This window comes from Chryseobacterium sp. T20, assembly GCF_047345655.1.
GTDB lineage: Bacteria > Bacteroidota > Bacteroidia > Flavobacteriales > Weeksellaceae > Chryseobacterium.
Genome location: NZ_JBLFDU010000002.1, coordinates 657,927 through 680,715, shown reverse-complemented (window position 1 = coordinate 680,715; position 22,789 = coordinate 657,927). Strand labels below are relative to the sequence as shown.

General features: G+C 37.1%; 30 protein-coding genes. 18 read left to right on the top strand and 12 right to left on the bottom strand.

Annotated elements, in window-relative coordinates:
• The first annotated feature begins 16 nt into the window (after window positions 1–16).
• Window positions 17–562, top strand: a complete 546-nt coding sequence (locus tag ACMA47_RS08450) for a hypothetical protein (RefSeq protein WP_413929442.1) — start codon at window positions 17–19, stop codon at window positions 560–562.
• A 17-nt stretch (window positions 563–579) separates the two neighbouring features.
• Here the strand turns inward: ACMA47_RS08450 and ACMA47_RS08445 are convergent, their stop codons facing one another.
• The 3 genes from ACMA47_RS08445 to ACMA47_RS08435 form a co-directional block, all read right to left on the bottom strand.
• On the bottom strand, window positions 580–1,011 hold the full coding sequence (locus tag ACMA47_RS08445) for a DUF3592 domain-containing protein (RefSeq protein ID WP_413929441.1): 432 nt from the start codon (window positions 1,009–1,011) through the stop codon (window positions 580–582).
• A gap of 89 nt (window positions 1,012–1,100) precedes the next feature.
• Window positions 1,101–2,588, bottom strand: coding sequence for a serine hydrolase (locus ACMA47_RS08440; RefSeq protein ID WP_413929440.1), 1,488 nt, complete (start codon window positions 2,586–2,588; stop codon window positions 1,101–1,103).
• Window positions 2,589–2,675: 87 nt separating this feature from the next.
• Window positions 2,676–3,248: a helix-turn-helix domain-containing protein gene (locus tag ACMA47_RS08435; protein WP_413929439.1), complete on the bottom strand. Its 573-nt coding sequence runs from the start codon at window positions 3,246–3,248 to the stop codon at window positions 2,676–2,678.
• 175 nt (window positions 3,249–3,423) lie between these two features.
• Here ACMA47_RS08435 and ACMA47_RS08430 point away from each other — a divergent pair, with 175 nt between their 5' ends.
• The gene (locus tag ACMA47_RS08430; protein WP_413929438.1) at window positions 3,424–4,305 is read left to right on the top strand and encodes a CPBP family intramembrane glutamic endopeptidase; all 882 of its coding nucleotides are present in this window, start codon (window positions 3,424–3,426) and stop codon (window positions 4,303–4,305) included.
• A gap of 70 nt (window positions 4,306–4,375) precedes the next feature.
• On the opposite strand, the gene ACMA47_RS08425 is transcribed toward ACMA47_RS08430, so the two are convergent.
• The gene (locus ACMA47_RS08425; protein ID WP_413929437.1) at window positions 4,376–5,446 is read right to left on the bottom strand and encodes a hypothetical protein; all 1,071 of its coding nucleotides are present in this window, start codon (window positions 5,444–5,446) and stop codon (window positions 4,376–4,378) included.
• A 360-nt stretch (window positions 5,447–5,806) separates the two neighbouring features.
• Here ACMA47_RS08425 and ACMA47_RS08420 point away from each other — a divergent pair, with 360 nt between their 5' ends.
• The 11 genes from ACMA47_RS08420 (at window position 5,807) to ACMA47_RS08370 (ending at window position 10,355) form a co-directional block, all read left to right on the top strand.
• Window positions 5,807–6,022: a RebB family R body protein gene (locus tag ACMA47_RS08420; protein WP_034697211.1), complete on the top strand. Its 216-nt coding sequence runs from the start codon at window positions 5,807–5,809 to the stop codon at window positions 6,020–6,022.
• A gap of 17 nt (window positions 6,023–6,039) precedes the next feature.
• On the top strand, window positions 6,040–6,555 hold the full coding sequence (locus ACMA47_RS08415; protein ID WP_413929436.1) for a hypothetical protein: 516 nt from the start codon (window positions 6,040–6,042) through the stop codon (window positions 6,553–6,555).
• A 38-nt stretch (window positions 6,556–6,593) separates the two neighbouring features.
• Window positions 6,594–6,782 (top strand): hypothetical protein, encoded by a 189-nt coding sequence (locus tag ACMA47_RS08410; RefSeq protein WP_034697214.1) that lies wholly within the window; start codon window positions 6,594–6,596, stop codon window positions 6,780–6,782.
• A complete protein-coding gene (locus ACMA47_RS08405; RefSeq protein WP_413929435.1) occupies window positions 6,779–7,609 on the top strand; it encodes a hypothetical protein in 831 nt (276 codons plus the stop codon). The genes ACMA47_RS08410 and ACMA47_RS08405 overlap by 4 nt, the downstream gene beginning before the upstream one ends.
• A 35-nt stretch (window positions 7,610–7,644) precedes the next feature.
• Window positions 7,645–8,028: a hypothetical protein gene (locus ACMA47_RS08400; RefSeq protein ID WP_413929434.1), complete on the top strand. Its 384-nt coding sequence runs from the start codon at window positions 7,645–7,647 to the stop codon at window positions 8,026–8,028.
• 20 nt (window positions 8,029–8,048) lie between these two features.
• Complete coding sequence (locus tag ACMA47_RS08395; protein WP_413929433.1) at window positions 8,049–8,276, top strand: hypothetical protein; 228 nt, start codon at window positions 8,049–8,051, stop codon at window positions 8,274–8,276.
• A gap of 461 nt (window positions 8,277–8,737) precedes the next feature.
• The gene (locus ACMA47_RS08390) at window positions 8,738–8,995 is read left to right on the top strand and encodes a RebB family R body protein (protein WP_034697220.1); all 258 of its coding nucleotides are present in this window, start codon (window positions 8,738–8,740) and stop codon (window positions 8,993–8,995) included.
• A 77-nt stretch (window positions 8,996–9,072) separates the two neighbouring features.
• Window positions 9,073–9,330 carry a RebB family R body protein gene (locus tag ACMA47_RS08385; RefSeq protein ID WP_034697223.1) on the top strand — a complete coding sequence of 86 codons (258 nt, stop codon included), beginning with the start codon at window positions 9,073–9,075 and terminating at the stop codon, window positions 9,328–9,330.
• A gap of 76 nt (window positions 9,331–9,406) precedes the next feature.
• Entirely contained in the window at window positions 9,407–9,664 is a 258-nt protein-coding gene (locus ACMA47_RS08380) for a RebB family R body protein (protein ID WP_034697225.1), read from the top strand.
• 84 nt (window positions 9,665–9,748) lie between these two features.
• Complete coding sequence (locus tag ACMA47_RS08375) at window positions 9,749–10,006, top strand: RebB family R body protein (protein ID WP_034697227.1); 258 nt, start codon at window positions 9,749–9,751, stop codon at window positions 10,004–10,006.
• Window positions 10,007–10,091: 85 nt separating this feature from the next.
• Window positions 10,092–10,355 (top strand): RebB family R body protein, encoded by a 264-nt coding sequence (locus ACMA47_RS08370; protein WP_034697228.1) that lies wholly within the window; start codon window positions 10,092–10,094, stop codon window positions 10,353–10,355.
• Between the two features lie 64 nt (window positions 10,356–10,419).
• On the opposite strand, the gene ACMA47_RS08365 is transcribed toward ACMA47_RS08370, so the two are convergent.
• From ACMA47_RS08365 to ACMA47_RS08350, 4 genes are read right to left on the bottom strand one after another with little or no spacing between them, the layout of a single operon-like run.
• Window positions 10,420–11,100, bottom strand: a complete 681-nt coding sequence (locus ACMA47_RS08365) for a response regulator (RefSeq protein WP_413929432.1) — start codon at window positions 11,098–11,100, stop codon at window positions 10,420–10,422.
• A gap of 9 nt (window positions 11,101–11,109) precedes the next feature.
• A complete protein-coding gene (locus ACMA47_RS08360) occupies window positions 11,110–11,859 on the bottom strand; it encodes a sensor histidine kinase (protein ID WP_413929431.1) in 750 nt (249 codons plus the stop codon).
• A complete protein-coding gene (locus ACMA47_RS08355) occupies window positions 11,829–12,434 on the bottom strand; it encodes a hypothetical protein (protein WP_413929430.1) in 606 nt (201 codons plus the stop codon). The genes ACMA47_RS08360 and ACMA47_RS08355 overlap by 31 nt, the downstream gene beginning before the upstream one ends.
• Before the next feature lie 25 nt (window positions 12,435–12,459).
• Window positions 12,460–13,173 (bottom strand): hypothetical protein, encoded by a 714-nt coding sequence (locus tag ACMA47_RS08350; protein ID WP_413929429.1) that lies wholly within the window; start codon window positions 13,171–13,173, stop codon window positions 12,460–12,462.
• Window positions 13,174–13,378: 205 nt separating this feature from the next.
• Between ACMA47_RS08350 and ACMA47_RS08345 the strand changes: the two genes are divergently transcribed.
• The 3 genes from ACMA47_RS08345 (at window position 13,379) to ACMA47_RS08335 (ending at window position 15,865) form a co-directional block, all read left to right on the top strand.
• Window positions 13,379–14,014 (top strand): LysE family translocator, encoded by a 636-nt coding sequence (locus ACMA47_RS08345; RefSeq protein ID WP_413929428.1) that lies wholly within the window; start codon window positions 13,379–13,381, stop codon window positions 14,012–14,014.
• Between the two features lie 175 nt (window positions 14,015–14,189).
• Window positions 14,190–15,053 (top strand): helix-turn-helix domain-containing protein, encoded by an 864-nt coding sequence (locus ACMA47_RS08340; protein WP_413929427.1) that lies wholly within the window; start codon window positions 14,190–14,192, stop codon window positions 15,051–15,053.
• Window positions 15,054–15,142: 89 nt separating this feature from the next.
• Entirely contained in the window at window positions 15,143–15,865 is a 723-nt protein-coding gene (locus tag ACMA47_RS08335; protein ID WP_413929426.1) for a siderophore-interacting protein, read from the top strand.
• A 294-nt stretch (window positions 15,866–16,159) separates the two neighbouring features.
• Here the strand turns inward: ACMA47_RS08335 and ACMA47_RS08330 are convergent, their stop codons facing one another.
• From ACMA47_RS08330 to ACMA47_RS08315, 4 genes are all read right to left on the bottom strand, one after another.
• Entirely contained in the window at window positions 16,160–16,738 is a 579-nt protein-coding gene (locus ACMA47_RS08330; RefSeq protein WP_413929425.1) for an NAD(P)H-dependent oxidoreductase, read from the bottom strand.
• A complete protein-coding gene (locus ACMA47_RS08325; protein WP_413929424.1) occupies window positions 16,735–17,757 on the bottom strand; it encodes a saccharopine dehydrogenase in 1,023 nt (340 codons plus the stop codon). Before ACMA47_RS08325 ends, ACMA47_RS08330 begins: the two co-directional genes overlap by 4 nt.
• Before the next feature lie 53 nt (window positions 17,758–17,810).
• On the bottom strand, window positions 17,811–18,377 hold the full coding sequence (locus ACMA47_RS08320; protein WP_413929423.1) for a Crp/Fnr family transcriptional regulator: 567 nt from the start codon (window positions 18,375–18,377) through the stop codon (window positions 17,811–17,813).
• Between the two features lie 583 nt (window positions 18,378–18,960).
• Complete coding sequence (locus ACMA47_RS08315) at window positions 18,961–20,730, bottom strand: aminopeptidase P family protein (RefSeq protein WP_413929422.1); 1,770 nt, start codon at window positions 20,728–20,730, stop codon at window positions 18,961–18,963.
• 218 nt (window positions 20,731–20,948) lie between these two features.
• On the opposite strand from ACMA47_RS08315, the gene ACMA47_RS08310 reads away from it, so the two are divergent.
• Both ACMA47_RS08310 and ACMA47_RS08305 read left to right on the top strand, forming a co-directional pair.
• Window positions 20,949–21,386, top strand: coding sequence for a DUF6526 family protein (locus ACMA47_RS08310; RefSeq protein ID WP_413929421.1), 438 nt, complete (start codon window positions 20,949–20,951; stop codon window positions 21,384–21,386).
• Between the two features lie 200 nt (window positions 21,387–21,586).
• A complete protein-coding gene (locus tag ACMA47_RS08305) occupies window positions 21,587–22,693 on the top strand; it encodes a DNA topoisomerase IB (RefSeq protein WP_413929420.1) in 1,107 nt (368 codons plus the stop codon).
• Window positions 22,694–22,789: the final 96 nt, after the last annotated feature.

Genomic DNA, 22,789 nt, shown 5'->3' with positions numbered 1-22,789 from the left:
TAAAAAATTTGACAAAATGAAGAAAATACTATTGCTGGCTTCGGTTGTATTTGTTCTCCAATCATGTGTAGTAAGAACGGCAACAAAAGTAGTATCAGGCGCAGTAAACTTAAGTTATAAAGCGGTAAAAGGAACTGTAAACGGAATCAGCTGGGCCGTAAGCAAAGCGAAAGGAAAAATTGATGAAGACCGTGTGGACGGTACATGGAAAGTCGTAGGTGTCTATCGTGGTTCTTTTGAGGATTTTTCAAAAGATCAGAATCCTGATGGTTCATTTACTTCTGAATGTACGGAAGGTTTTGATCAGATTATTTTCAAGGCTAAAAAATCTAAATTCAAGCCTGTACATTGCAGCACACAGGATGAAGATTGGGTAAAATATTCCATGGAATTTGGAAAAAATCCTTCAACGAAAGAAAAGGAAAACTATATTGAGTACAATTCCAACAATTATATTTCTGTAATCGATGTTACTAATAAAACTATGGTTCTGGAAGGCAATCTGATGCCCAAATTAGGATTTTCCGGAGCTAAATTATATCTCCTTGAGAAAGTAAAATAAAAATACAGAGGGTGAGGTTATTTCAAAAACTGCTCTGCAATAAAATAACCTCCTCCTACAACCAATAATGGCAGTGCTATTGAAATCAGGATTAAAGGCCAGGCAAAAATTCTGAAATAGGTATATAAACTTACTGAGGAAGGATCTTCAGGATCATAGATCACAGTCTCTGTTTCCCCAACGGCCAATGCTGAGGGATTGGTTCCTTCCGCCAGTTCAAAAGTATGTTCCATATTATTTCGGGCCTGGAAGGTAAAGAGAGGGCTGAATACTGTTCCATCCGAATCGTCGTATTCCCTCAATGAGGTAACGGTAGCTGTAGCCTTTTCAGCTTTGTTTAAGAATGAAAGAGTACTTCTGAAGCTCAGCAATGACGCCACAAACAGAATGATTCCTGCTCCCAGAATGATATAATATTGCCACATAGCTTTCGTTTTATTTCTGTTCATAATAGAGTATCCTGGAAACAAATACAGACCTATTGCATTTATTCCCAGATTGATACCCCGAATATACAAAGATTTTCATTGCATAAGGATTATCTGGTTTCTATCTCAACAATCTTCTTCCCGTCCTTTCCCAGATAATGATGAACTAATTTTTCATAGGCTTTATAACCGTCATCCACATTGGTAAATATCACAATTCCCTTTCCTGACTTGGGTAATATAATAGTAATGCACTGTGTCCCTTTATCAGCTCCGCTGTGCGATAAGGCATAATCACCATTTCCAAGGTCATATATTTCGAATCCCAATCCGAAATATTTATTCTCTTTTGTTTTAACCTGCTTTTTGATCATTTCCTGAAAAATTTCTGATTTCAGATTTTTCCCTTTCATAACACTGATCATAAAATTCCCGTAATCTTCTATCGTGGAATGAAGGTCATCCGCGGCATTGGCTGTATTACTTTTTTCGATGAGGTAAGCTTCCCCTTTTTCATTATATCCTGTTACAAATCTTGCTTCATCAGTCTTTTTATCCCAAATGTAACTGGTATCCTTCATTTTGAGAGGCTGGAAGATGAGTTCCTGTGCCAGCTGCTCCAACGTTTTTCCAAACTTCTTTTCCAGTGCTTTCCGAAGGTATTCAAACCCTTCTCCTGAATATTGGTATTGGGTGCCGGGATCAAACTGAAAATTAAGCTTCTTATCTGTATTCATCCATCTCCAGTTTGGGAAACCTGTCTGGTGACTCAGGATCATTCTGGTGGTTAATTTTTTATATCTCGGATCGTTGGCAATATCAGGATCTATCCAATAAGTATCAAGAGGTTCATCCAGTTTCCACTTGCCTGAACTTATCAGACGTAAGGCTACCATTGCTGTAACAGGTTTGGTGAGTGAGGCTACATTAAATAAGGCATTATGAGGTGCTGAAATTCCTTTCCTGATCTCGCCAAAAACTTTTACTTGCTGTAATTTTCCACCTTCGATAATTCCTAATCCCAGCGTTGGAATATTGTTTTCTCTCAACCAGCTTTGCATGGACTGATCGTTATCAAACATGGTTTCACTATCGGTAGTCTGCTTCGGATGATGATTAAAGCTCAATGAATTTTTAAGCTTCCACTCATTATTTTCCAGCATCCATAAATGGGTAAATTTTGCTTCTCCCACTAGTTTCTCGGCTTGGCTCCCCATCTTTTCATAAAACAAGTGATCTCCATTCTGAATGGCAGCATAGATCTTCCCGTCTTTATACATGGGATAAACTTCTGTGCTTTTATCAACCAGGACTCTTTTTATCTGATAAGTTTCCGGAGATTTGCACAATCCGTTTTTAAAATCAATGATAAAATTTTTCCTGTCCTCGAAACCTCCTTTATCGTGATAAAATTCAAAGTTGTCACTCAACAGATTTTCCATCTGCTGTATGTTGCAGGTATTGTAGCCCACAGAAAAAAACAGGCTGTCTTTCGACATAATGGTTTTATAAAGAGGATCTGTTTTTTCTGTTTGTGCCTGCATAACACTCATGAACAGCATAAAAAAAGGAAGGCTCAATCTTGAAAACTTTGTCATTGTTATTTTTTTGACAAAGATTCAATTTCCTTTCGTTTTTCTGCTAAAAATGAACCCGACAAAAACCCGACAAAGTCATGACAGGTTTTATATCATGCTGAATTTCAGTCTGAAATAGAGTTTTTTATTCTTATCTATTTCGGCGGCATTGCGAAGGATAATAAACACATTGGAAAGCACAATCAGGATCATCAGGATCAGGGTAAACTGTTTTCCGAACTTTAAAAAGATGCCGAGCATGAAGGTAATAGGTGCCATCACTGTCCAGATCATCTGAACCGAAATAATCTGTCTGGCCAGACTGTTTCTCTGCTTCATACTATGCATGAGAATAAGCGGAACAAAAATGTTCAGTGGCGGTAAAAGGGTAAAGATGAGTGAGGAAAGATTAATGATTTTAATGTATGAATAATTGACTGGAGCTTCCTCTTCTCTTGCTTCTATTTCAAACTCATCTATTTCTGAAATTGCTGTCGGCTGATCCTGCTGCAATTCAATCTCTTCTATTTCCAAAGCCTGTGCCAGTGCTCTTAACGTATGTCCTTTAGGTTCTGTTCCGGATTCTATCCTTTGAATGGTTCTTACGGAAATCTTGGATTGTTCTGACAGTTCTTCCTGGGTCAGATTTTTTTGTTCTCTTATGGCTTTTAGCTTGGACATCGTTTGGGATATTCTGAAAAAAATGTTTTGGCTAATTTACAGTTTTCCTTATTAAAATTTTTTCTTACCTCCGCTGATGTTTAAATTATTATTCATATAAAAAATAAGTGTATTTTTATTCAAAAATAACTTTCTATTTGTCAGTCATTTACAAACATTAACACCAGATCAGCTTATGGAAAATACAATATCCAAATCCGAAATCAGGAAGAATATTGCTACTTATCTGATTCTTACCCTGCTTTTCTGTCTTCCTGTCTATTATATGTGTATCCGTACAGGAAAACTTGGCGGCGGAATGATCTCTTATGCAACAATTGTCATGTGGTGTCCTGCTATTGCTGCATTTCTTACCTGTCGTATCCGGAATATCCCGATTTCTTCTCTGGGATGGAAATGGGGACTGACAAAGTACCAGATCATGGCCTATTGTATTCCTATTCTTTACAGTTTAGTTCCTTACCTCATCATCTGGATCAGTGGAGCTGGTGGTTTTTATAATCATGAATTTGTCGCAGAAATTGGCAAAGGAATGGGCTGGAATCTTTCAGATGGTCTCACAATCATTCTGTATGTTATTCTGATGAGCAGTTTTGGCATGGTACGTTCAGTAGGCTCTGCATTAGGGGAAGAAATAGGCTGGCGTGGTCTTCTGACTCCTCAGCTGGCCAAAATGAATTCTTATACCGCTACTTCTCTTTGGATGGGCGTGATATGGTCAATCTACCATTACCCTCTCCTGCTTTTTTCCAATTATAATACAGGTGGACCTAAATGGCTGGCTCTTCTATGTTTTACGGTTATGATATTTGCAGCCTGTTTTATTTTCACCTGGTTAAGGTTAAAATCCGGGAGTTTATGGACAGGTGTTATTTTGCATGCCAGTCATAACCTTTTTATACAGTCTATTTTTACTCCTCTTACTGTAGATACGGGAAATACGAATTATTATATTGATGAGTTTGGTATTGCGCTGCCTATTGCAACAGCTGTTGTGGCTTATTTCTTCTGGAGGAAGAGGAAAGAACTGGATCAGGATCGTCCACTTTCAGCATAACCTGTTTATCAAAAAGACAGCCTTTTATTGAAAGGGCTGTCTTTTTGATATCTTATTAATTTTGAAAAATCTATTCCGGAGCAATGACTTCAATAAGTCGTATTCTACTGAGTAAACCTTGAAATACATCCTGAGTATCCCTGCTCTCCCCTAACGAAATACTTAATCCCTCTCCTTCCTTATCTTCATTTTTAAGGCCTATTCTACCTGCTTTTTGGCCTTCACTGTTATTTATTTCTTCAAACGGTATTTCGTTATTCTCAAACCATGATTTAATTTTTGCTACCGCAGAATTACTATTCTTTGATGTTCTTTGTAAAACTAACTGCTCTGGCTTTTCAAAGAATTCTTTAACATTATTCTTCAATACAAACTGCACGAGAAATTTAAACTGATGCTTATCAGGTCTCGCATACCATCGGGCCTGACTGTATCCGCCCAAATGGTGACGAACGGGTATCTCATTCGGGATGTTATTGTTGGCAAATACCCTTGTATTCATTATTTCATGATGGAAAGTAAGATCAGTTTTAATATTTCTACCCTCTGCCCTATATTCAGCCCATTCACTTATTCCTTTAAACTCTGTTTCTCCCATTGTTCTGTAGAATGTCATCGTATCAGGACTGCCATCTGTTCCATTTCCCAATACACCAAGTCTTTGCCTCATAAATTCTTTACTTTTACTTCCGCTATCCCATCTTCTTTCATGAAATTTTTTGATAAAAAACAATTGCTGCAAATCCCGATATACAGAAGATGTAATCACCTGGGTATTCATAATGATATTAACTTCATGCCTTTCCTTTTCGCTGACATCCCCATACTTTTTTTTTCTTTCATTTTCATATTTGTCACTTTCCCACTGATCATGGTTAAATTTATAGTCTCCTTCAGATAGATAATCTGCATTATAAATGTCAAGTACCTGAATAATATCTTTTATATCTCCTCCCATCAGCTCCAGGGTTTCCAGCATCTTGCTTTCGTTTTTCCTGCTGTTTATAAAGTAGGTATTGAAGACCTCCTGCACAGTCATTGCTTTTATCTTTCCGTTTTTCAGCCTGATTCCTATCTTAGCTTTGTCATTTGTCCCTTTTGCACTGAAAAACAAATTGTTGTATTTTCCTACAATGCTCATAATAGTTTTATTTAAGGTTATTTATTTGATTTCTGGAGTTTACACCAATATTAATGACACAAATTTCTGCGGAAACATTCTGACTCGTTAAAGGGGAAAAACCCATTTTCAGAAATTCAGGGTTTACCCTTATTTACAGGTAATGTATTTGTTTATTTCATTCATTAAGTTCTCAGATATCATAAAGAGTTATTATTAAAATTTCACTCATAGGAGAATTCCCTTATTTTTTAAAATTCCGTTTTTTCCCTTAATGAAGATTTATTTTGTTTGATGAAATTTGTATCAGACAAAAGAGATCAACAATCTCATAGTCAACATTTAATTTTAAAAAAAATAGTAACCCATTAAAACCAGAATATGGCAGAAACAGTAAACACCCAGACTACAGATGCAGTAACGCAGACTAACGTTACGGTACTTGGTGAGTCTCCCGCACAGGCTATGAGTATGCTTTACCAGATGGCCACGCATGCCAGTGGAATTTCCATTCAGAATTCTGTGACAAACCAGCAGAACTTGAACCAGCTCAACCCTGCGATTGTTGCAGATGCCATTAAAATTTTAAAAGGATAATTTAAAACCTTACCATCATGAGTGAACACAACAGTGAAACCCAACAATCCCAGGCAGCCAATGCTACCACTCCGGCGGAGAAAGCTGTAGTATTTGTGAACAGTGAGGTATTGGCTCCGCCTAAAGCTTCTCCAATGACCGGAGTAACCAAAGTAATGATAGAACAGTCTACAGGAATGATGGTTCAGGATTTACAGTCATTCTTAAAAGGATTTGAGCAGGTAGGTTTGATTGCATTAAGCAGATTGGCCAATAATCTCCTGACCTACGGAACGACTTTCGGGCCGGCTCCGGGCAGTAAAGAGACCTCTGTTCAGATGGCTGAAAATATTCAAGGTCAGGATGCAGGAAAAGGCAATGAAATGATGAAAGACTTATTCAAAATGGTAAGTGATTATGCTGAAGTAAAGGCTAAGATTTCCAATACTATTTATAATGTCAATACGCTTCCTGTTTCAGAAGCCCTTCCTCCTCCCCCATCTTATACGGAAGTTTCTCCTGAAAATGACGAATCTGAAAAAAAAAACGAGTAGATCCGGTTCCGGAAGAAGTCTCATCAGAAAAAGAAAGTATGAGAAAAAGCTTTATAACGGCTGATCATGGGGGAAAATTAGTATTAAAGTCGGTTAAACTGACACAGCCACTCGTAAAACCAGAGATTAAAGAAGCGGTAATTTCTTCTATAGAAACGGAAGTTAATCCCAAGAAAAAAACAATAATAGCCCAACTCATTGAAAAAATTAAAATAAATAAGAGATGAATTACTCCTCAGCAACCAAACCTGCCAAGATTTTAAATCTGGAAAGTTTAAATGATTTGAATGAAAGACTTTATCTGACCAGAAGCAATGATATTCTTTATCCGAATCCCAAAAGTGCAGATACCAAAAAGAATGATCCTCATGCGGAACGTTTTATCTTTAATCTTCAGACATCGGATATTAATGTTCAGCCTTCCATAAGACTGGTGAACTGTGTCAACAGATTAGGGAAAAGATACAATCATTATCAGTGTTTTGTGGTAGAACCTAAGGATCAATCAACGGGAATAGCCGTGATTATGATCAAACTGGACGATCCGAAAGCTTTTTACTGCAATGTGAGAATTTTACCTCTTACCACCTTAAGTGAAATTGCTTCTCCGGAACTGGATTCCAAACTTCTGACCATCAATCTTGAAAAATCAAAATGTATACTCAAAACCGATATTACGATTACACCTTCTAATACAGGGGAAGCGCAGTATTCGGTGCATGATGTGGATGTATCAGCTATTTCGGAACTGGTAAGCCAGGATGAAATCATAGAATTAAAAAGAGAGCTGGAATTCCAGGCTTCCAAACTGATTGCCCATTATTTTCAGGAAATCCTGAGTATTATCGTACACGAAACTACTCCAAATAACGGTACACCACCCGTGATTCCTGATGATTATGTCCTGACTCTTCCTCCCAACCAGCTTAAAGAAATGTTGTCGGCCAGTGCCATTTCAGCCTGTATTGCCCTGGAGATTACCGGCTACAATGTAGTGAAAGAAATCAACCGTGACTGGAGATCTGCTGCTGCATTTATTAATTATCTGCTGTAGTAATTATCTATTCATACCTTATAAAAACAAGATGTATGCACAGAAAAAACCGTAAGAAAACTCCCGCTCCCAGGCCACCTGTGCCTGTGACAGAACCTGAAATGGTAGAAAAAGAAATCATGCCTTTTGTTTTAAGACATGAAGATGAAATCATCAGTTATATCAAGGACAAAGCCATCAAAGAGACTATGAAGTCACTGGCTCCTCTTCTTGAAAAACTGGAAGAAGCTGTAAAACAACATGAAGCAGCTCCTGTTCCTGTCGCCCCTCCACCACCACCTGAAACTCCTGTGATGAATTATGAAGAACAGCTGAAAAAACTACAGGAAGCCTCTACCGCAAAAGTAAAGGAGAAAGAACTTAAAATAATGGAACGGATGAATAAGCTGAATACAAGATTGGGTAATATCCAAACTTAGAACCACCAAAATCAATGAATATGAACGAAATTGATACAATCGTTACCGGAATGTCTACTGCTGTACCTCAGACTATTTCCGCACAGGTAAGCGCACACTCCACGGGACAGATGCAAATTAACTCTGCATTGAACCAGCAAAGGAATGCCATAACCGGCATCAGCCATTATGTAATGGGATTAAAAAAAATGAGTCCAAAAAATATAAAGCTCAAGCAAATGGAGGCCATTAAAAAAGAACGTTTTTAATCCAGCTCTCTGAAAACTACGGATGCGGTTTATTTCCCTGCAAAGATGAAATCCGGTGCCCTCAGCATAATACAATCAGGTCAACATTTATTTTCGCACCGCCTTTCAAATACTATCAATGCCCAAAAGCAATCATTCAGAATCCGTCTTTAGCCCAAAGGAATCCGGCATTGTCAGTATACCTGCAGCAGGAATTTATTTTTGAGACAGATATTAAAAATAAAGACCGCATCCTTTTATAAAAAATAGGGTTTAAACTCGCGCAGATTTTACAGATAAGGTTTCAACCATTGTATTCAGAGCCACCCTTCAGATCCAATATATTCATAACCTGTTAATACCAATGCTTTTGAAATATATTCATCTGCAGGATCTGTGGTGAGTTTAAAACTTAAACATAAAACTAGTTTACCTCAATAATTTATTAACCGAGATCAGATCTCAAAAAAACAATTACAATTATGCCAGTTAATGAACAAATCACAGACGCAGTAACACAATCGAACGTAAAAGTAGTAGGAGAATCTCCTGCAATGGCTTTGGCCAACGTGTATCAATCTGCAGCACATTCTACAGGAATCATGTTTGAAAATGCGGTAAATACGCAAAATCAACAGAATATTTTAGGCCAGGCAGCAACCACTCAGGGTATTCTGCAAATCTATAGCCTGGATACTGTAGCAGACGCAGTTTCTATTGCGAAGATCCTTAAGCCTTAATTTTTAAGCTATTTGATCCAAGTAATACCCTCAACCGGAAAGCCCGGTTGTTTTTAACCTAATAAACCTTACTCATTATGCCAGTTAATGAACAAATCACAGACGCGGTAACGCAGTCCAACGTAAAAGTAGTAGCAGAATCTCCTGCAATGGCGTTAAGTAATGTGTATCAATCTGCTGCACATTCTACAGGAATTATGTTTGAAAATGCAACGAACGCTCAGAATCAACATAATATTGTTACCCAGGCAGCCACTACTCAGGGTGTGACCCAAATCTACAGTAAAGATACCATCGCTGATGCGCTTTCTATTGCTAAAATTCTTAAACCTTAAACCCATTCTGCAGACCGCAGATAAATTAACCCGCCGGAAAACCCGGTTATTTTAACCCAAATAAACAATAATCATTATGCCAGTAAACGAAAAAATCACAGACGCAGTAACTCAATCCAACGTAAAAGTAGTAGCAGAATCTCCTGCAATGGCTCTAAGTAACGTGTATCAATCTGCAGCACATTCCACAGGAATTATGTTTGAAAATGCAATCAATACGCAAAACCAACAGAATATTGTTACTCAGGCAGCCACTACACAAGGAGTAACTCAAATCTACAGCCTGGATACGATAGCCGATGCGGTTTCTATTGCTAAAATCCTTACTCCGTAATCCCTTTTTGCCAACAGCTTATATCCTTATCCGAACATCCGGAAAATCCGGTTGTTTTTTAAACCAAAATAAACAATAATCATTATGCCAGTAAACGAACAAATCACAGACGCAGTAACGCAATCGAACGTAAAAGTAGTAGCAGAATCTCCTGCAATGGCTATGGCCAACGTATATCAATCAGCAGCACATTCTACAGGGATCCTGTTTGAAAATGCAGTGAACACTCAAAATCAGCAAAATATTGTTACACAAGCTGCAACGACACAAGGTATTGCACAGATCTACAGCCTTGATACGGTTGCTGATGCAGTTTCTATTGCTAAAATTCTTAATCCTTAATTCGTTTTTGCGAATAGCTTAAATACCATTATCCGAACAACCGGAAATTCCGGTTGTTTTTTAACCCAAATAAACAATAATCATTATGCCAGTAAACGAACAAATCACAGATGCAGTAACGCAATCGAACGTAAAAGTAGTGGGAGAATCTCCTGCAATGGCTCTTGCCAACGTATATCAATCTGCTGCCCATTCTACAGGAATTATGTTTGAAAATGCAGTGAATGCACAAAACCAACAGAACATCTTAGGTCAGGCAGCCACTACACAAGGTGTTATCCAGATCTACAGCCTGGATACTGTGGCAGATGCAGTTTCTATTGCTAAAATTTTACATCCTAAATTATAGTGTTTTTAGATTTCTTGTTATCAGGGAGTGCATTAATGTGCTCCCTGATTCTTTTTGGATCAAACTATTTATCAAACAATACAATCTCATCCGGATCTATCACCTTATTCTGTACGGCATAAATAACAAGTCCGGCCATATTTTTCACTCCGGTTTTGATCATCAAATTGGTCTTGTGAGTTTCTACCGTTTTGGGTGAAATAAACAATGAATCTGCAATTTCTTTGGTACTCAGTTGTTGACAAACCAATCTTAAAACATCGATTTCTCTTTCTGTGAGTTCATTTCTTGAAAACGCATGAAACTCCGGAAGCTTATTGGAAAGCTGGGTTCTCATGACATCAATCTGGTCATTGGAAAAATAATGTCCTGTATGATAAACGGTTTTGATAACCGACAACAATTCTTCGAGTTCAATTTCTTTGGGTAAAAAAGCATGAGCACCCATTTTCAGCATCTGCCCCATGAATGAACGACGGTAGAAACTGGAAAGAACAATGATTTTTGTTTCGGTTTCTTTTTTGGCAAGTTCCGCCATGACTTCAAGGCCATCTCCATTGGTCATCCTCAGATCCAGAATGAGAATATCAAAGGTTACAGAATCCTGTTCCGCGAGAAACTGATATCCATTTGTAGCGGTCAGAACCACCTGATAATCTCCTTTATTTTCAATATAATTTTTCAAAAGCTGTACAAACAGCAGGTCATCATCTACAATTCCGATTTTAATTTTTGAGTGTTCCATGTTTATTTTTTATTGTAATACCATACAGGCAATGAATTTTGTACCTTTTTCAGGCTGTGTCTTAAGTTTATAAATTGCTTTAATTTTTTGTGCTCTGGACTGAATATTCCTCAGTCCAATACCTCCTGATTGTTTTTCAATGGCGAATCCACGACCGTTATCTTCTATGGTTAGTATCAAATAGTTCAGAGAGATTCTTAAGGAGACATCCACTCTTGTGGCCTCAGCATGTTTTAAAATATTGGTGATCAGTTCCTGAATAATTCTGAAAAGGTTCAGTTTTACGGGATTACTGATGGTTGTCCTTATCGTCATATGGCGGAAAATAACCTCTATATTTTTATTGATCTGATCAAGATAATCTGCAATTAAATCTTCCAGCTCTATCTCATCGAGATCAGGCGGTGTAAGATTATGAGATAACTCCCTTATCAGCTGCATTGATCTTTTTAAATCATGATTAAGATCTTCCGGTTTTTTATCATTGAGATTCAAACGGATAAGATTCAATTGTGAAATAATATTATCATGAAGTTCTTCTGCCAGCCGTTCTCTGTCCTGTTCCTGCCAAAGCAGCATGTTGTCCCAATATTCATTTTTTGAATTCCGGACCAAACGGGAAACTTTCTGTTTATTTTTCCTTATGCTTTTTAAATAACTAATCACTAACAACGTAACGAATAATGTTGTTAAAGAAAACAATCCAATACCGATCCATATCCATAGAACTATCTGATCCTGATTTTCCCAACGCCACATCCCAGATTAATAAATGCTATATAAAAAGACAATAGTAAGATCCCTCTAAAAAGCCAGATAGGTGCTACCCAACTCAGATGATTGCTGATTAAAAAATTAAAGGTAGTGGATATGATACATTCTATAGAAAAAAACAGGAAAACAAGGATGTTCACAATAAACATATCCCTGTCTGCCCTGCCTTCCCTGATGATTTTCATAAAATAAGAGGCGGCATAGCTACAAATAATAATACTGGTGATAATATTGGAATAAAAAGTAATCCGTGTATCGTCTTGCACATATAACAGATTAGTAATCAGTGCCAATATAGCATAACAATAGATCATCCATCTTAATTTAAGGGAAAGCTGGATATAATAATGGTTATAAATCACCGTAAGAATCATCAAACCAAAAAACTGACTTAATGTATAATTGTAGATATTAAGTGTATTTAATTTCATCAGCCGGTCCGTTAAGTCCGTCAGCTCCAGCATCAACTCTCCTGAGAGGAGTATAATCACAGGAAGTTTTGTTTTGATCCCTTCTTTTATCAGTACAATCAATCCGGTACATAAGACCAGATTAATCATAATTTGTAAATACAGGGATAGGCTGTTATACGAAAACACTGGTGCTTTGCTTCAGAAGTTGATAATCATTAAGAGTATCAATAATCGTAAAAGGAGGCCTTGGTGTAGAATAATTTTCAGCAGTCTCGCTCATATGATTAATGGCCAGACTTTTCACGGTAATGATTTCGATATGATAAGGGAAGTCGGGATCTTTTTTTTCCAGATCATCTGTAAGTCCAAAGAAACTGGTACACGTCTGTCCTTCGGTAACTCCAATATTCTCATAATCTGAAAACGGTATGGAAATCAATTGAAAAATATCTTGTGTTTTCTGAGCCTGCAGCCAGGAAGTCCCAAACATATTCCATCTGAAGTTACGGTTAATGGCTGATTCAGCAGTAATGGGAGGAACATCTATCACAATATCATTGCTGCTTTCTATTTTTGATTCACTGAATTTTACTAAGAAATCTTTAACAAGAATGGTATTGAAATGAGCATCTTTGTCACTTTTAGAATCAATCAGGAAGAATTTCAGCTGACCTTCATGAATTCCCACATAAGCATGGATCATTTTGAAGTTATCAGTTCCAAAATTTTTCTCCCACAGTGCAATGTCTTCACCTGAAACGCTGAAGTGAGTTCCCTGATTCAAATAATTCAAAATTTCTGCTCCATTTGTATCAATTCCGTTTTTGTAGGAATCAATAAGATGTTTCCATTTTCTGATAGCTTCAAAGATGTTTTCAGTAGTCATGATAATATTTATTTGTGAATGATAATTATTTTATGAGTTGAAATTTACAAAAAAAACAGACTGCTCTATTTTTTAAATCACATTCAGGTGGAAAATAAAATATAATTTGAGAAAAATTTACGCTTTCTTCTTCTTTTCATAAAATCGAATCATGAACAGTGTGTATCTTTGCACAGGATAACAGTCTCTTCTTAATAAACTACCTATGATTCCATTTCAAGAGCTTCCGTTTTTTATGATTGCTGCGCTTATTTTAGCCATCAGCCCCGGTCCTAATATGATTTATCTGATTTCAAAATCCATCACGCAGGGAAAAAAATCGGGATTTATTTCATTAACGGGAGTCATCTGTGGCTTTATATTTCACATCATTATGGTATCGTTTGGTCTTACAGCAGTGCTTTTAGCCGTACCATTTGCTTATACCTTACTCAAAACTGCAGGAACCGTTTACCTTCTGTATCTGGCTTATCAGGCGGTTCGTCCCAACAGTAAAAATATTTTCGATGTGGATCAGAACATTAGCCATGACAGTCCCAAAAAACTCTTTACAGTAGGCTTCCTGACGAATGTACTCAATCCCAAAGTTGCCGTTTTCTATTTGTCCTTTTTCCCTCAGTTTATCAAACCCGAATATGGTTCCGTTTTTACTCAAAGTTTAGAACTTGGAATCGTCCAGGTTGTATTAAGCTTCAGCATCAACTTTATCATTGTATTAACAGCTGCAAGAGTTGCCTTATTCTTTTCTAATAATCCGGTCTGGATAAAAGTCCAGAAATGGTTTATGGCCAGTGTATTAACTTATTTAGCCATAAAAATGGCATTTTCAAAAGCAAAATAAAATCCGGAACAGGTTTCTTTCTGTTCCGAATTCCGGTGTATATTCATATAAAATCTGACTTGAAGAAAGCATCATGGTTATGCACCGCGAATTTGAGATTAATATTCCGGATGTAAAACCGTGAAAATACGTAATTTTGCTGTTCCGTATTACCCTCATCACAACAGGTTTAAAGATGAAACAGACGATTCCCACTTATGATTTAAACGGTATTACCCATCATCAATTCCATGTCAAAAGGATGGATAAACGTACTCAGGAAGCTGAGGATATTCTTCTGGACAAAGGAATCCATCGTGATAGTCATTATATTTTCACCTGCATGGAAAGCGGACATGTAAGAATGATGGTTGATTTTAAAACAGTTGAAGCCAAAGATTCCACTATTTTCTGTGTATTACCCGGGCAGGTACATCAGGGACTTTTAATGAAAAATGTCTGCGGATGGTTTGTGGCGGTAAAAGCAGGACTTGTTCCGGATTCGGTACGTTCTTTTTTTGATGAATCGTTGGGTGAAATACAACCGCTGCCTATGGATAAAAGTCTTGTCAAAAAGATCAATACAACAGCCAGTTTACTTCATGCATCTTATACGAACGAAATGCTTTCCACTAAAGAAGGATTTCTCATCGTTCAATCACTGCTTAATGCTTTTCTCGGAATGTTTGCTCTGATGTATTCCCGGAAGAATATTTCTCCGGTTTCGGATGAAAACCGTGCTTTACAGCTGTCAAGAGCCTTCAGGATTTTGGTTCGGAAAGATTTTAAAACCATGAAAAGTCCATCTGAATATGCTGCAACTTTACATATCACAAGAGGATATTTAACGGAAACGGTTCGTGAAGTCACAGGAAAGCCTGCACAACACTGGATTCATCAGGAAATTTTGATTGAAGCCAAAAGATTACTGGTCTTTACCAATCTGAGTATAAAAGAGGTGGCTTATGAACTGGGATACAGTGATCACACCTATTTCAGCCGTTTGTTTTCCAAACTGGAAGACCAATCTCCATCAGAATTCCGGAATCAACACCAATAGATATCTAACCACGAATAGTCCAATTAATTCCCCGAAACCGCTATCGGTATTTTCTGATTTTGCAACGTCCTTTGCAATAAAAATAATTTATGCCAAGCCTACCAAAATGGATCAATGACACCGTAGAAAATGTTTGGTCCTCCAAATTTAAAGAATGTACCGTTAGCCATATAGAACAGATTACCAATGATCTTCGACTGATACGCTTTGAAACTGAATTACAGGATGTACTTTATGAACCTGCCTATGCCATTGGAATAAGAATCAACGACAGGGATTTCAGGAATTATTCTCCTTTTAATTTCAACAAAGAAGCGGGAACTTTCGATGTTTTGTTTCATTTGCATGATATGTCTGCTGCCGGAAGTAATTTTGTAACCAGACTAACAAAAGGAGATTCTATCAAACTTTTAATGCCCAGAGGAAAACAATTCTTTGCTTCCAATGCCAAAATTCATTTTTCTGTAGGGGATGAAACTTCTTTGGGAAGTTCCCTTTCAATCAAGGAAGCCGTAGAGGAATGCGGTTCTTTATTCATTTGCCTTCATGAGCTGGATGAGTGTTCTGCTCTTGAAAAGCTGAATTTATATGGGTATCACTGTCCCAAAAATAATACCATGAGAATGATTGAATCTTTGAATGATTTCCTGAGAGAAGAAAAAGATTCAATTTCTGATGATGAAGTTGTGTTTTATCTTACAGGAAACGGAGAAAGAATGTCATTAATCAGAAAATTTCTTAAAGCCAGAGGCGTATCACCAAAATGTATCAAATCACAGGCGTATTGGATTGAGGGTAAAAAAGGGCTGTAAAAATGGGAACAAGAGTATTTACTTTAAACTTATTTAAACTTTTGTTTATTGAACCATTAAGATTGTATTAAGGCGTTGAGAGTATTAAGATAAGCTTCGCTTTAAGCTTAAAAATCAGAATGATTCATCTTAATTATACTTTATTTCTTAATCCTTCTTCATGGTTTTAATATATATCCTATATTTTTTGATAAGTTTAAATAATTTCTTTAAAAATGAAACTTTATCTGATAATAAAAGACATTATTACCGGATAAAGTTATCATTCTTCGTTACCTAAAAATAAGCTGCAAATTATTTATGTTTCTTTCCTAATTCCTTCACTTTCCTTAACCATTGAGACCGCTGCTCCTCTTTAGAATTTCTGATAATTCCAATATAAGTCACCTTCACCGGTTTTACCCCACAGTATTCAAGGATAGATTTTCTAAGCTGATTCACACTGGGCCTGCCAAAAAACAGGCGGTAATACCATCCCGGTTGGTCTAATGTTGTTATGATATGGGCTGTTTTACCTTTTAAAAGCTTGTCCCACCAGACAGAATTTTCACGGTATTTATAAGCCATCCCCGGCAAAAAAAGTCGGTCTATGAATCCTTTCATTAAGGCAGGAAATCCTCCCCACCAAACCGGATGTACCCAAACCAAATGATCTGCCCACTGAATAATTTCCCAGGCTTTCAGCAAATCCGGCTCAAGCTCCATTCTTTTCTGATATCCAAACTGTAAATTGGGATCGAACTGTAAATCTTTTATGACAATTTCTTTCACTTCTGCTCCTGCTTCTATTGCTCCCAATCTGTAAGTTTCTGCTACCCCAAAATTAAAGGAATCTTTATTGGGATGTCCGTTGATAATGGCTATTTTTTTCATGATTTCACATAAATATTAATTGTATCATAGGCATTAAGTTGTGCCATTAATGATAAGGGCTCATGCAGCTGATGGCTGAAATACACCTTGTTTTCATGAGGATTTCTCAATAGCTCTTCGGTGTGCAGAACAGCAGATAAAGCGGTTAATTCCGCCTGTCCTTTTTCGCTCTGCAAACTCAGTTTCTTTTGTCCTGACTGATCATCAACTACAATTTCAAAGACCGCCTGATCTCCGTTACCACTGGATCCAAAAATCATTTTCCGTTCTTTTAAAGACAAAATATTGTAGATTCTGAGGTATTGAAATACTCCCAGCAGCCAGGTAATAAATTTTGAATTGTAGGTCATCTTCACACTCACATCAGAAATCCTTTCCACTTTGTTGAGAATATACAGATCCGGAACATCAAAATTATAGGCACTTCTCGGCCCGATTCCATAAGAAAAACTGAAGGTTTCCGTATCAAGAAAATGCCGTATAGAAACCGGTTTATCGTTCTTATAATGCACAAAAGGAACGGCTACATTTTCTGCCATAAAGTGAGCTGAACTCTTGCCTGCAAGATCCTTTACGGAATAATAGACAAAGAGTTTTACTTCATTAATATCTCCTGAGTCTGAAAGGATATTAGCCAATCCAGGGACAATCCCGCCCATCCATCCTGAACTGAAGACAATTCTGCTGTTGATGTCTGATTTCCCTGCAATATCGTAAGCTTTCACCAAAGCCGGAGTAGGTTTTGTAATATCCAGATAATCTATTTGATGATCAATCGCAAAACGAAGTACATGGTCTTCTTTATCGTTTACAGAAAGAATGATGAGGTGTATTTTCTTGTCGGAAATAATTTTAAAAGAGGAAGGGTCTGTAACATCAATCTTCAGGTCTTTATCTGTTTTTCCACCTTTTCTTCCCCCAATAAAAACAGTAACATGAGGATTTCTTGATTTCAGGATTCGGGAAATTGTTTTTCCCACCAATCCGTTTCCACCAATAATCAGAATATTTTGCTCCATAACTTTTTTTGACAAAAGTAGAGCGCTGCTGTTTCAATAAGCAGGACAAATGTCTAAAAAGAAATTTCCTTTCTGATACGGCTCAGGTGTCTTTGGGTAATGCCAAGATAGGAAGCGAGGTACTGCAATGGAATGTTTTGAATATAATCAGGATGATTCTTTACTAATGTTTCGTACCGTTGGGCTGCGCTGTTTCTCTGAAGCTGAAAAAACCGTGTTTCTAGTTCAAGATATTCCTGTTCTGCAATAATCTTTAAAAATTTCGTCCAGTTTATGCTATTCTTCACCAGTTCATCTACCGCTTCTTTTTTAAGGATAATCACCTCAGCATTGGTAATAGCCTGCATACTTTCTTTGCTGGGACATCCGGAAACAAATGAGGAATAGGCTGCGATCATATGATTGGGAAACCTGAAGCAATAGGTCATATCTTTTCCTTCATCAGAAGTATAAAAAGAACGGAAAATACCAGACTTCACCAATCCGACTTCCTTACAAAGCTCTCCTTCCTGTATGAAATAATCATTTTTACGGATAAGTCTGAACTCAGAAAACTTCAAAAATTCTTCAATTTCATCTTCTGAAAACAGATTAAAGCTTCGAAAATAGTCACGTTCCATGATATCAAATAAGTTTCAGCGAAAATAAATAAAAAGATGGAGGCAATGTTGTTTATAAACGCAAAGTTTTAATTTTTATAGAATTCTATTTTAAGAAAGCAAAGACGGAGACTGTCTCAAAAGTGAAATAATTTGGTCTATGTCATTGACTACGTCGAATCTTCGATTTCTGACGAAGGAAGAATCTCATTAATAACAAATACATGAGATTCTTCACTACATTCCATTTCGTTCAGAATGACACTTTTGAGACAACCTCTTTTTAAGCATAAGCATATTGATAAATTCCAATTGAAAACAAAAAAAAATCATCTCAGGACGAGATGATCTACCGTTTTGAATTTACTTGAGTTATTTATGAAGATATGAATGATGTTTTGTTGTAACAAAGATAGGTCACCTCTATTTTTTACGCGTCAGTGGAATCCCTAGAATTATATCCGTAAAAATACGGTTGTATAAAAAGAAAAGCCCTGAAGGAAATACCTTACAGGACTTTTGGATTATCTAACAATATTCAGTTTAATGTTTACCATTCAAGGTTTAAGGCTATGATTGTCATCTGCTTTCACCATTGATTGTATTAAAGTGGGCTTACCAATTGCAAGAACCACTCTTTAACTTCTCCTTCCAAGTGTGGAGCAAGCTTTTCTTCACATGTTTTATGGTAACCATTCAGCCATGCGATTTCGCTTTCTGAAAGAATCTCTTTTACTACTGTATCTTTGAAGAACGGGCAGAATGTTAATGTTTCAAATTCATAGAATGTTCCGTGAATTGTTTTTTCTGCTTCTTTTACAGCAATCAGGTTTTCGTGACGAATTCCATAGTGTCCTTCCAGATAGTAACCAGGTTCATTTGAACATACCATTCCCGGAAGAAGTTCCTGAGGGTTCAGCTCTTTTCTGATGCTTTGCGGCCCTTCGTGTACATTCATGAAGCTTCCTACTCCATGTCCTGTTCCGTGGTTGAAATCTTTACCTTCCATCCATAGAGGAAGTCTTGCAATAGCATCAAGATGTACTCCTTTTGTTCCTTTCGGGAATTTCACCATAGATAAGCGGATCAATCCCTGTAGTACCAATGTTGAATTTCTTTTAAACTCTTCCGAAGGGGTTCCTAAGGCAAAAGTTCTTGTAATATCTGTAGTTCCTTCAAGGTACTGACCTCCTGAATCTACCAGGATAGTTTCCTCATTGGTTACTTCTTTGCTTCCTTCTTTTTTAGCAGAATAGTGCATGATAGCACCATTGTCTTTATATCCTACGATAGATCCGAAACTTTCTCCTACAAAGTTTTCACCTTCTGCACGGAAACCTCTCAGTTTTTGTCCGATAGAATATTCATTCATGGCTTCTTTTCCTGCATTGTGCGTTAACCAATAAAGGAATTTCACCATTGCTACTCCGTCTCTTACCATTACTGTTCTGAAACCTTCCAGTTCAGTATCGTTTTTCTGAGCTTTCATCAGGTTACCGGGAACCGGAGCTTTGATAAACTGATTGTCTGATTTTAATGTTTCAAAAATCTGTTGGTTGCTGTTTGGCGAAACCAGTACTTTTTCGTTTTTGAAAGTTTTCAGATAATTGTAGAATTCTTCGTAAGGCATCATTTTTACAAAGGAATCATCCATTTGTTTTCTTGCAGCCACTTCCATTTTTTCTAATCCTGTGAACAGAACAGCATCATTTTTAGTAATCACAATATATCCTAAGAATACCGGATTGCTTTCTACATCACTTCCTCTCAAATTCACTGTCCATGCCACATCATCCAGACTTGATATAATGTGTACGGTAGCTTCCTGCTCTTCCATTTTCTGACGGATTGCAGAGATTTTATCGGATACAGATTTACCTGCTCTTTCTACCGGGTGAACAAAAATAGGATTAGCAGATGGAGTTCCTCTGTCTTTCCATACTTCTTTTAAAAGCGGAGCATCTGCCAGTGTAATATTTTTGGAGTTGAATTTTTGAGAAAGCAGTTCCCAGTTGGCATGAGAAGCTGCAACAGCATTTACTGCCACTTTACCACCAGCTGGAATTTCTGAAATAATCCAGTCGATATAATTGGGAGTTCCTTCCATTCCATCTTTGAAAAGATCGATTCCTGAACCCTCCAGTTCGATAGCAGCTTGTGTAAAGTATCTTCCGTCTGTCCAAAGTCCACCTTTATCTTTGGTAATCACCACAAAACCGGCAGAACCTAAGAAACCTGACAGCCAAGCTCTCTCCTGCCATTCTTCAGGAAGGTATTCGCTCATATGCGGATCTGCAGAATATACTATAAATGCATCAACATTATTTTTCTGCATTTCTTCACGAAGCGCAGCAACTTTTTCCTTTGAAGTCATTCTTTTTATTTTTAACCACCGAAAGTTACAAAAAATTTGATGTCGGAAAGGTAAATCTACCCGCTATTTTGCTTAATAATTCTTTATTATTAAAGAGGTTTTAAAAAAAAATCAAACTCCTAAACATATTTAATAAAATAAATCATTTTTAAGTAAAAAAAACTACCACATTATTAAAATAATAAATTTTTGGAAGGATTATTGCTGCATTCTACTTCATGAAACAGCAAAACTACAATAACCACAGGAAATTTTATCCGCCGCATCATTTTATTTATCTTCCATTGCTTATTATATTGGAGATTTTAGGAATTTATAAAATCTGGGACGACCCCGGAAATCAGCTGATCTGGATATTGTTTTCTGTCGTGATTTTTTTGCTTTTTTATCTGGCATTTATGACAAGGCAGCATTATGCACTGGGACTTCAAAACCGTATGGTAGTTCTGGAATTTAATCAGCGTTATTTTGAGATCTTCAATAAAAGGTCTGATGAAACTGCTGAGAAACTGAAATTCGATCAGATTGCTGCACTGAGATTTACCTATGATGATGAATTCAAAGAGCTTTTATACAGAGCGCTGCATGAAAACATCTCAGGAGACGAAATTAAAAGGTCTATCAAAAAATGGAGAGCTGACCGACTCCGAATCTAGTACACCCACAAAAATTGACACCTATGAAAAAATGGAGCTTTTACAGTATTACAATATTAATGTTGTTGACACTTACAAGTTGTGAAGCCGTAGAAACAATTTTTAAGGCAGGAATGTGGTGGGGAATAATCTTAGTCTGTGTGATAGTAGGAATTCTTTTACTGATTTTTTCGAAGGGTAAAAACTCTTAACCATGTTTTATGGAGAAGAATACAGATTTGGAGATGATTTCTCACCTTAAGCCTTCAAAAATTGTTAAAATAATGAAGGACCCGGAAGCTTCTGCAAAGGCGGTACATCTCGTATATACCACCGATGCAGAAACCGCCGGAATTATTCGTAAAAAAACAGGAAAGAAATATTCCTATTATAAAGATGGGGAGAAAATAAAGGATAAAGAAGAAATAACAAGGATCAATAAACTGGTCATTCCGCCTGCCTGGGAAAATGTATGGATCTGTGCTCTTGATAACGGCCACCTTCAGGCAACAGGCTTTGATGCCAAACAAAGAAAACAATACCGCTACCATCCTCTGTGGAGCGCTTTAAGAAATCATACAAAATTTTACAGAATGCTTCAGTTCGGGTATGCATTACCGGACATCCGGCTGCATGTAGAACAGGATCTTGCCTTGAGAAATTTTGAGAAACGAAAAATCCTGGCCTTAATTGTAAGCCTTATGCAAAGAACCAATATCCGTATTGGAAATAATGTGTATGAAAAGCTGTACGGTTCTTTTGGTCTTACCACGTTAAGGGATAAGCATGTAAAGATAAACGGCCAGAAAATCACTTTTTCTTTTAAAGGAAAAAAAGGTGTCATGCATCAAATTGACCTCAGGAGTAAAAGGCTGGCAAGACTTATTCAGAAATGTAAGGACATTCCCGGGAAAGAGCTTTTTCAGTATTTTGATGATGAAGGAAACCGTCATTCTGTAGATTCCGGGATGGTGAATGAGTATATCAAAGAGATCAGTGGTGAAGATTTTACGGCTAAGGATTTCAGAACATGGTCCGGAACGGTAAGTGCCTTGATTGCTTTTAAAGAAATAGGATATGCTGAAAATGATACTCAATACAAGAAAAAAGTAAAAGAAGCCTTAGACATCGTTGCAGAAAACCTGGGAAATACATCGGCTGTCTGCAGAAAATATTATGTTCATCCTTTAGTCATCAACCTTTACGAGAACAATACCATCAAAAAATATCTTGATGAACTGGAAGTTATAGAAGAAAATGACGGAAAAGCTGATCTGACAAAAGAAGAAAGACTGGTTCTGAAGATTCTGGAAAACGAGAGAATGTAGGGAGATGGGAGAATGGAAGCTGGAAGAGTGAAGTTCTGAAACTCTTAAAAACACCTTCTGAACTTTCAACTCATTTTGTTTAACCTGCTTCAATAC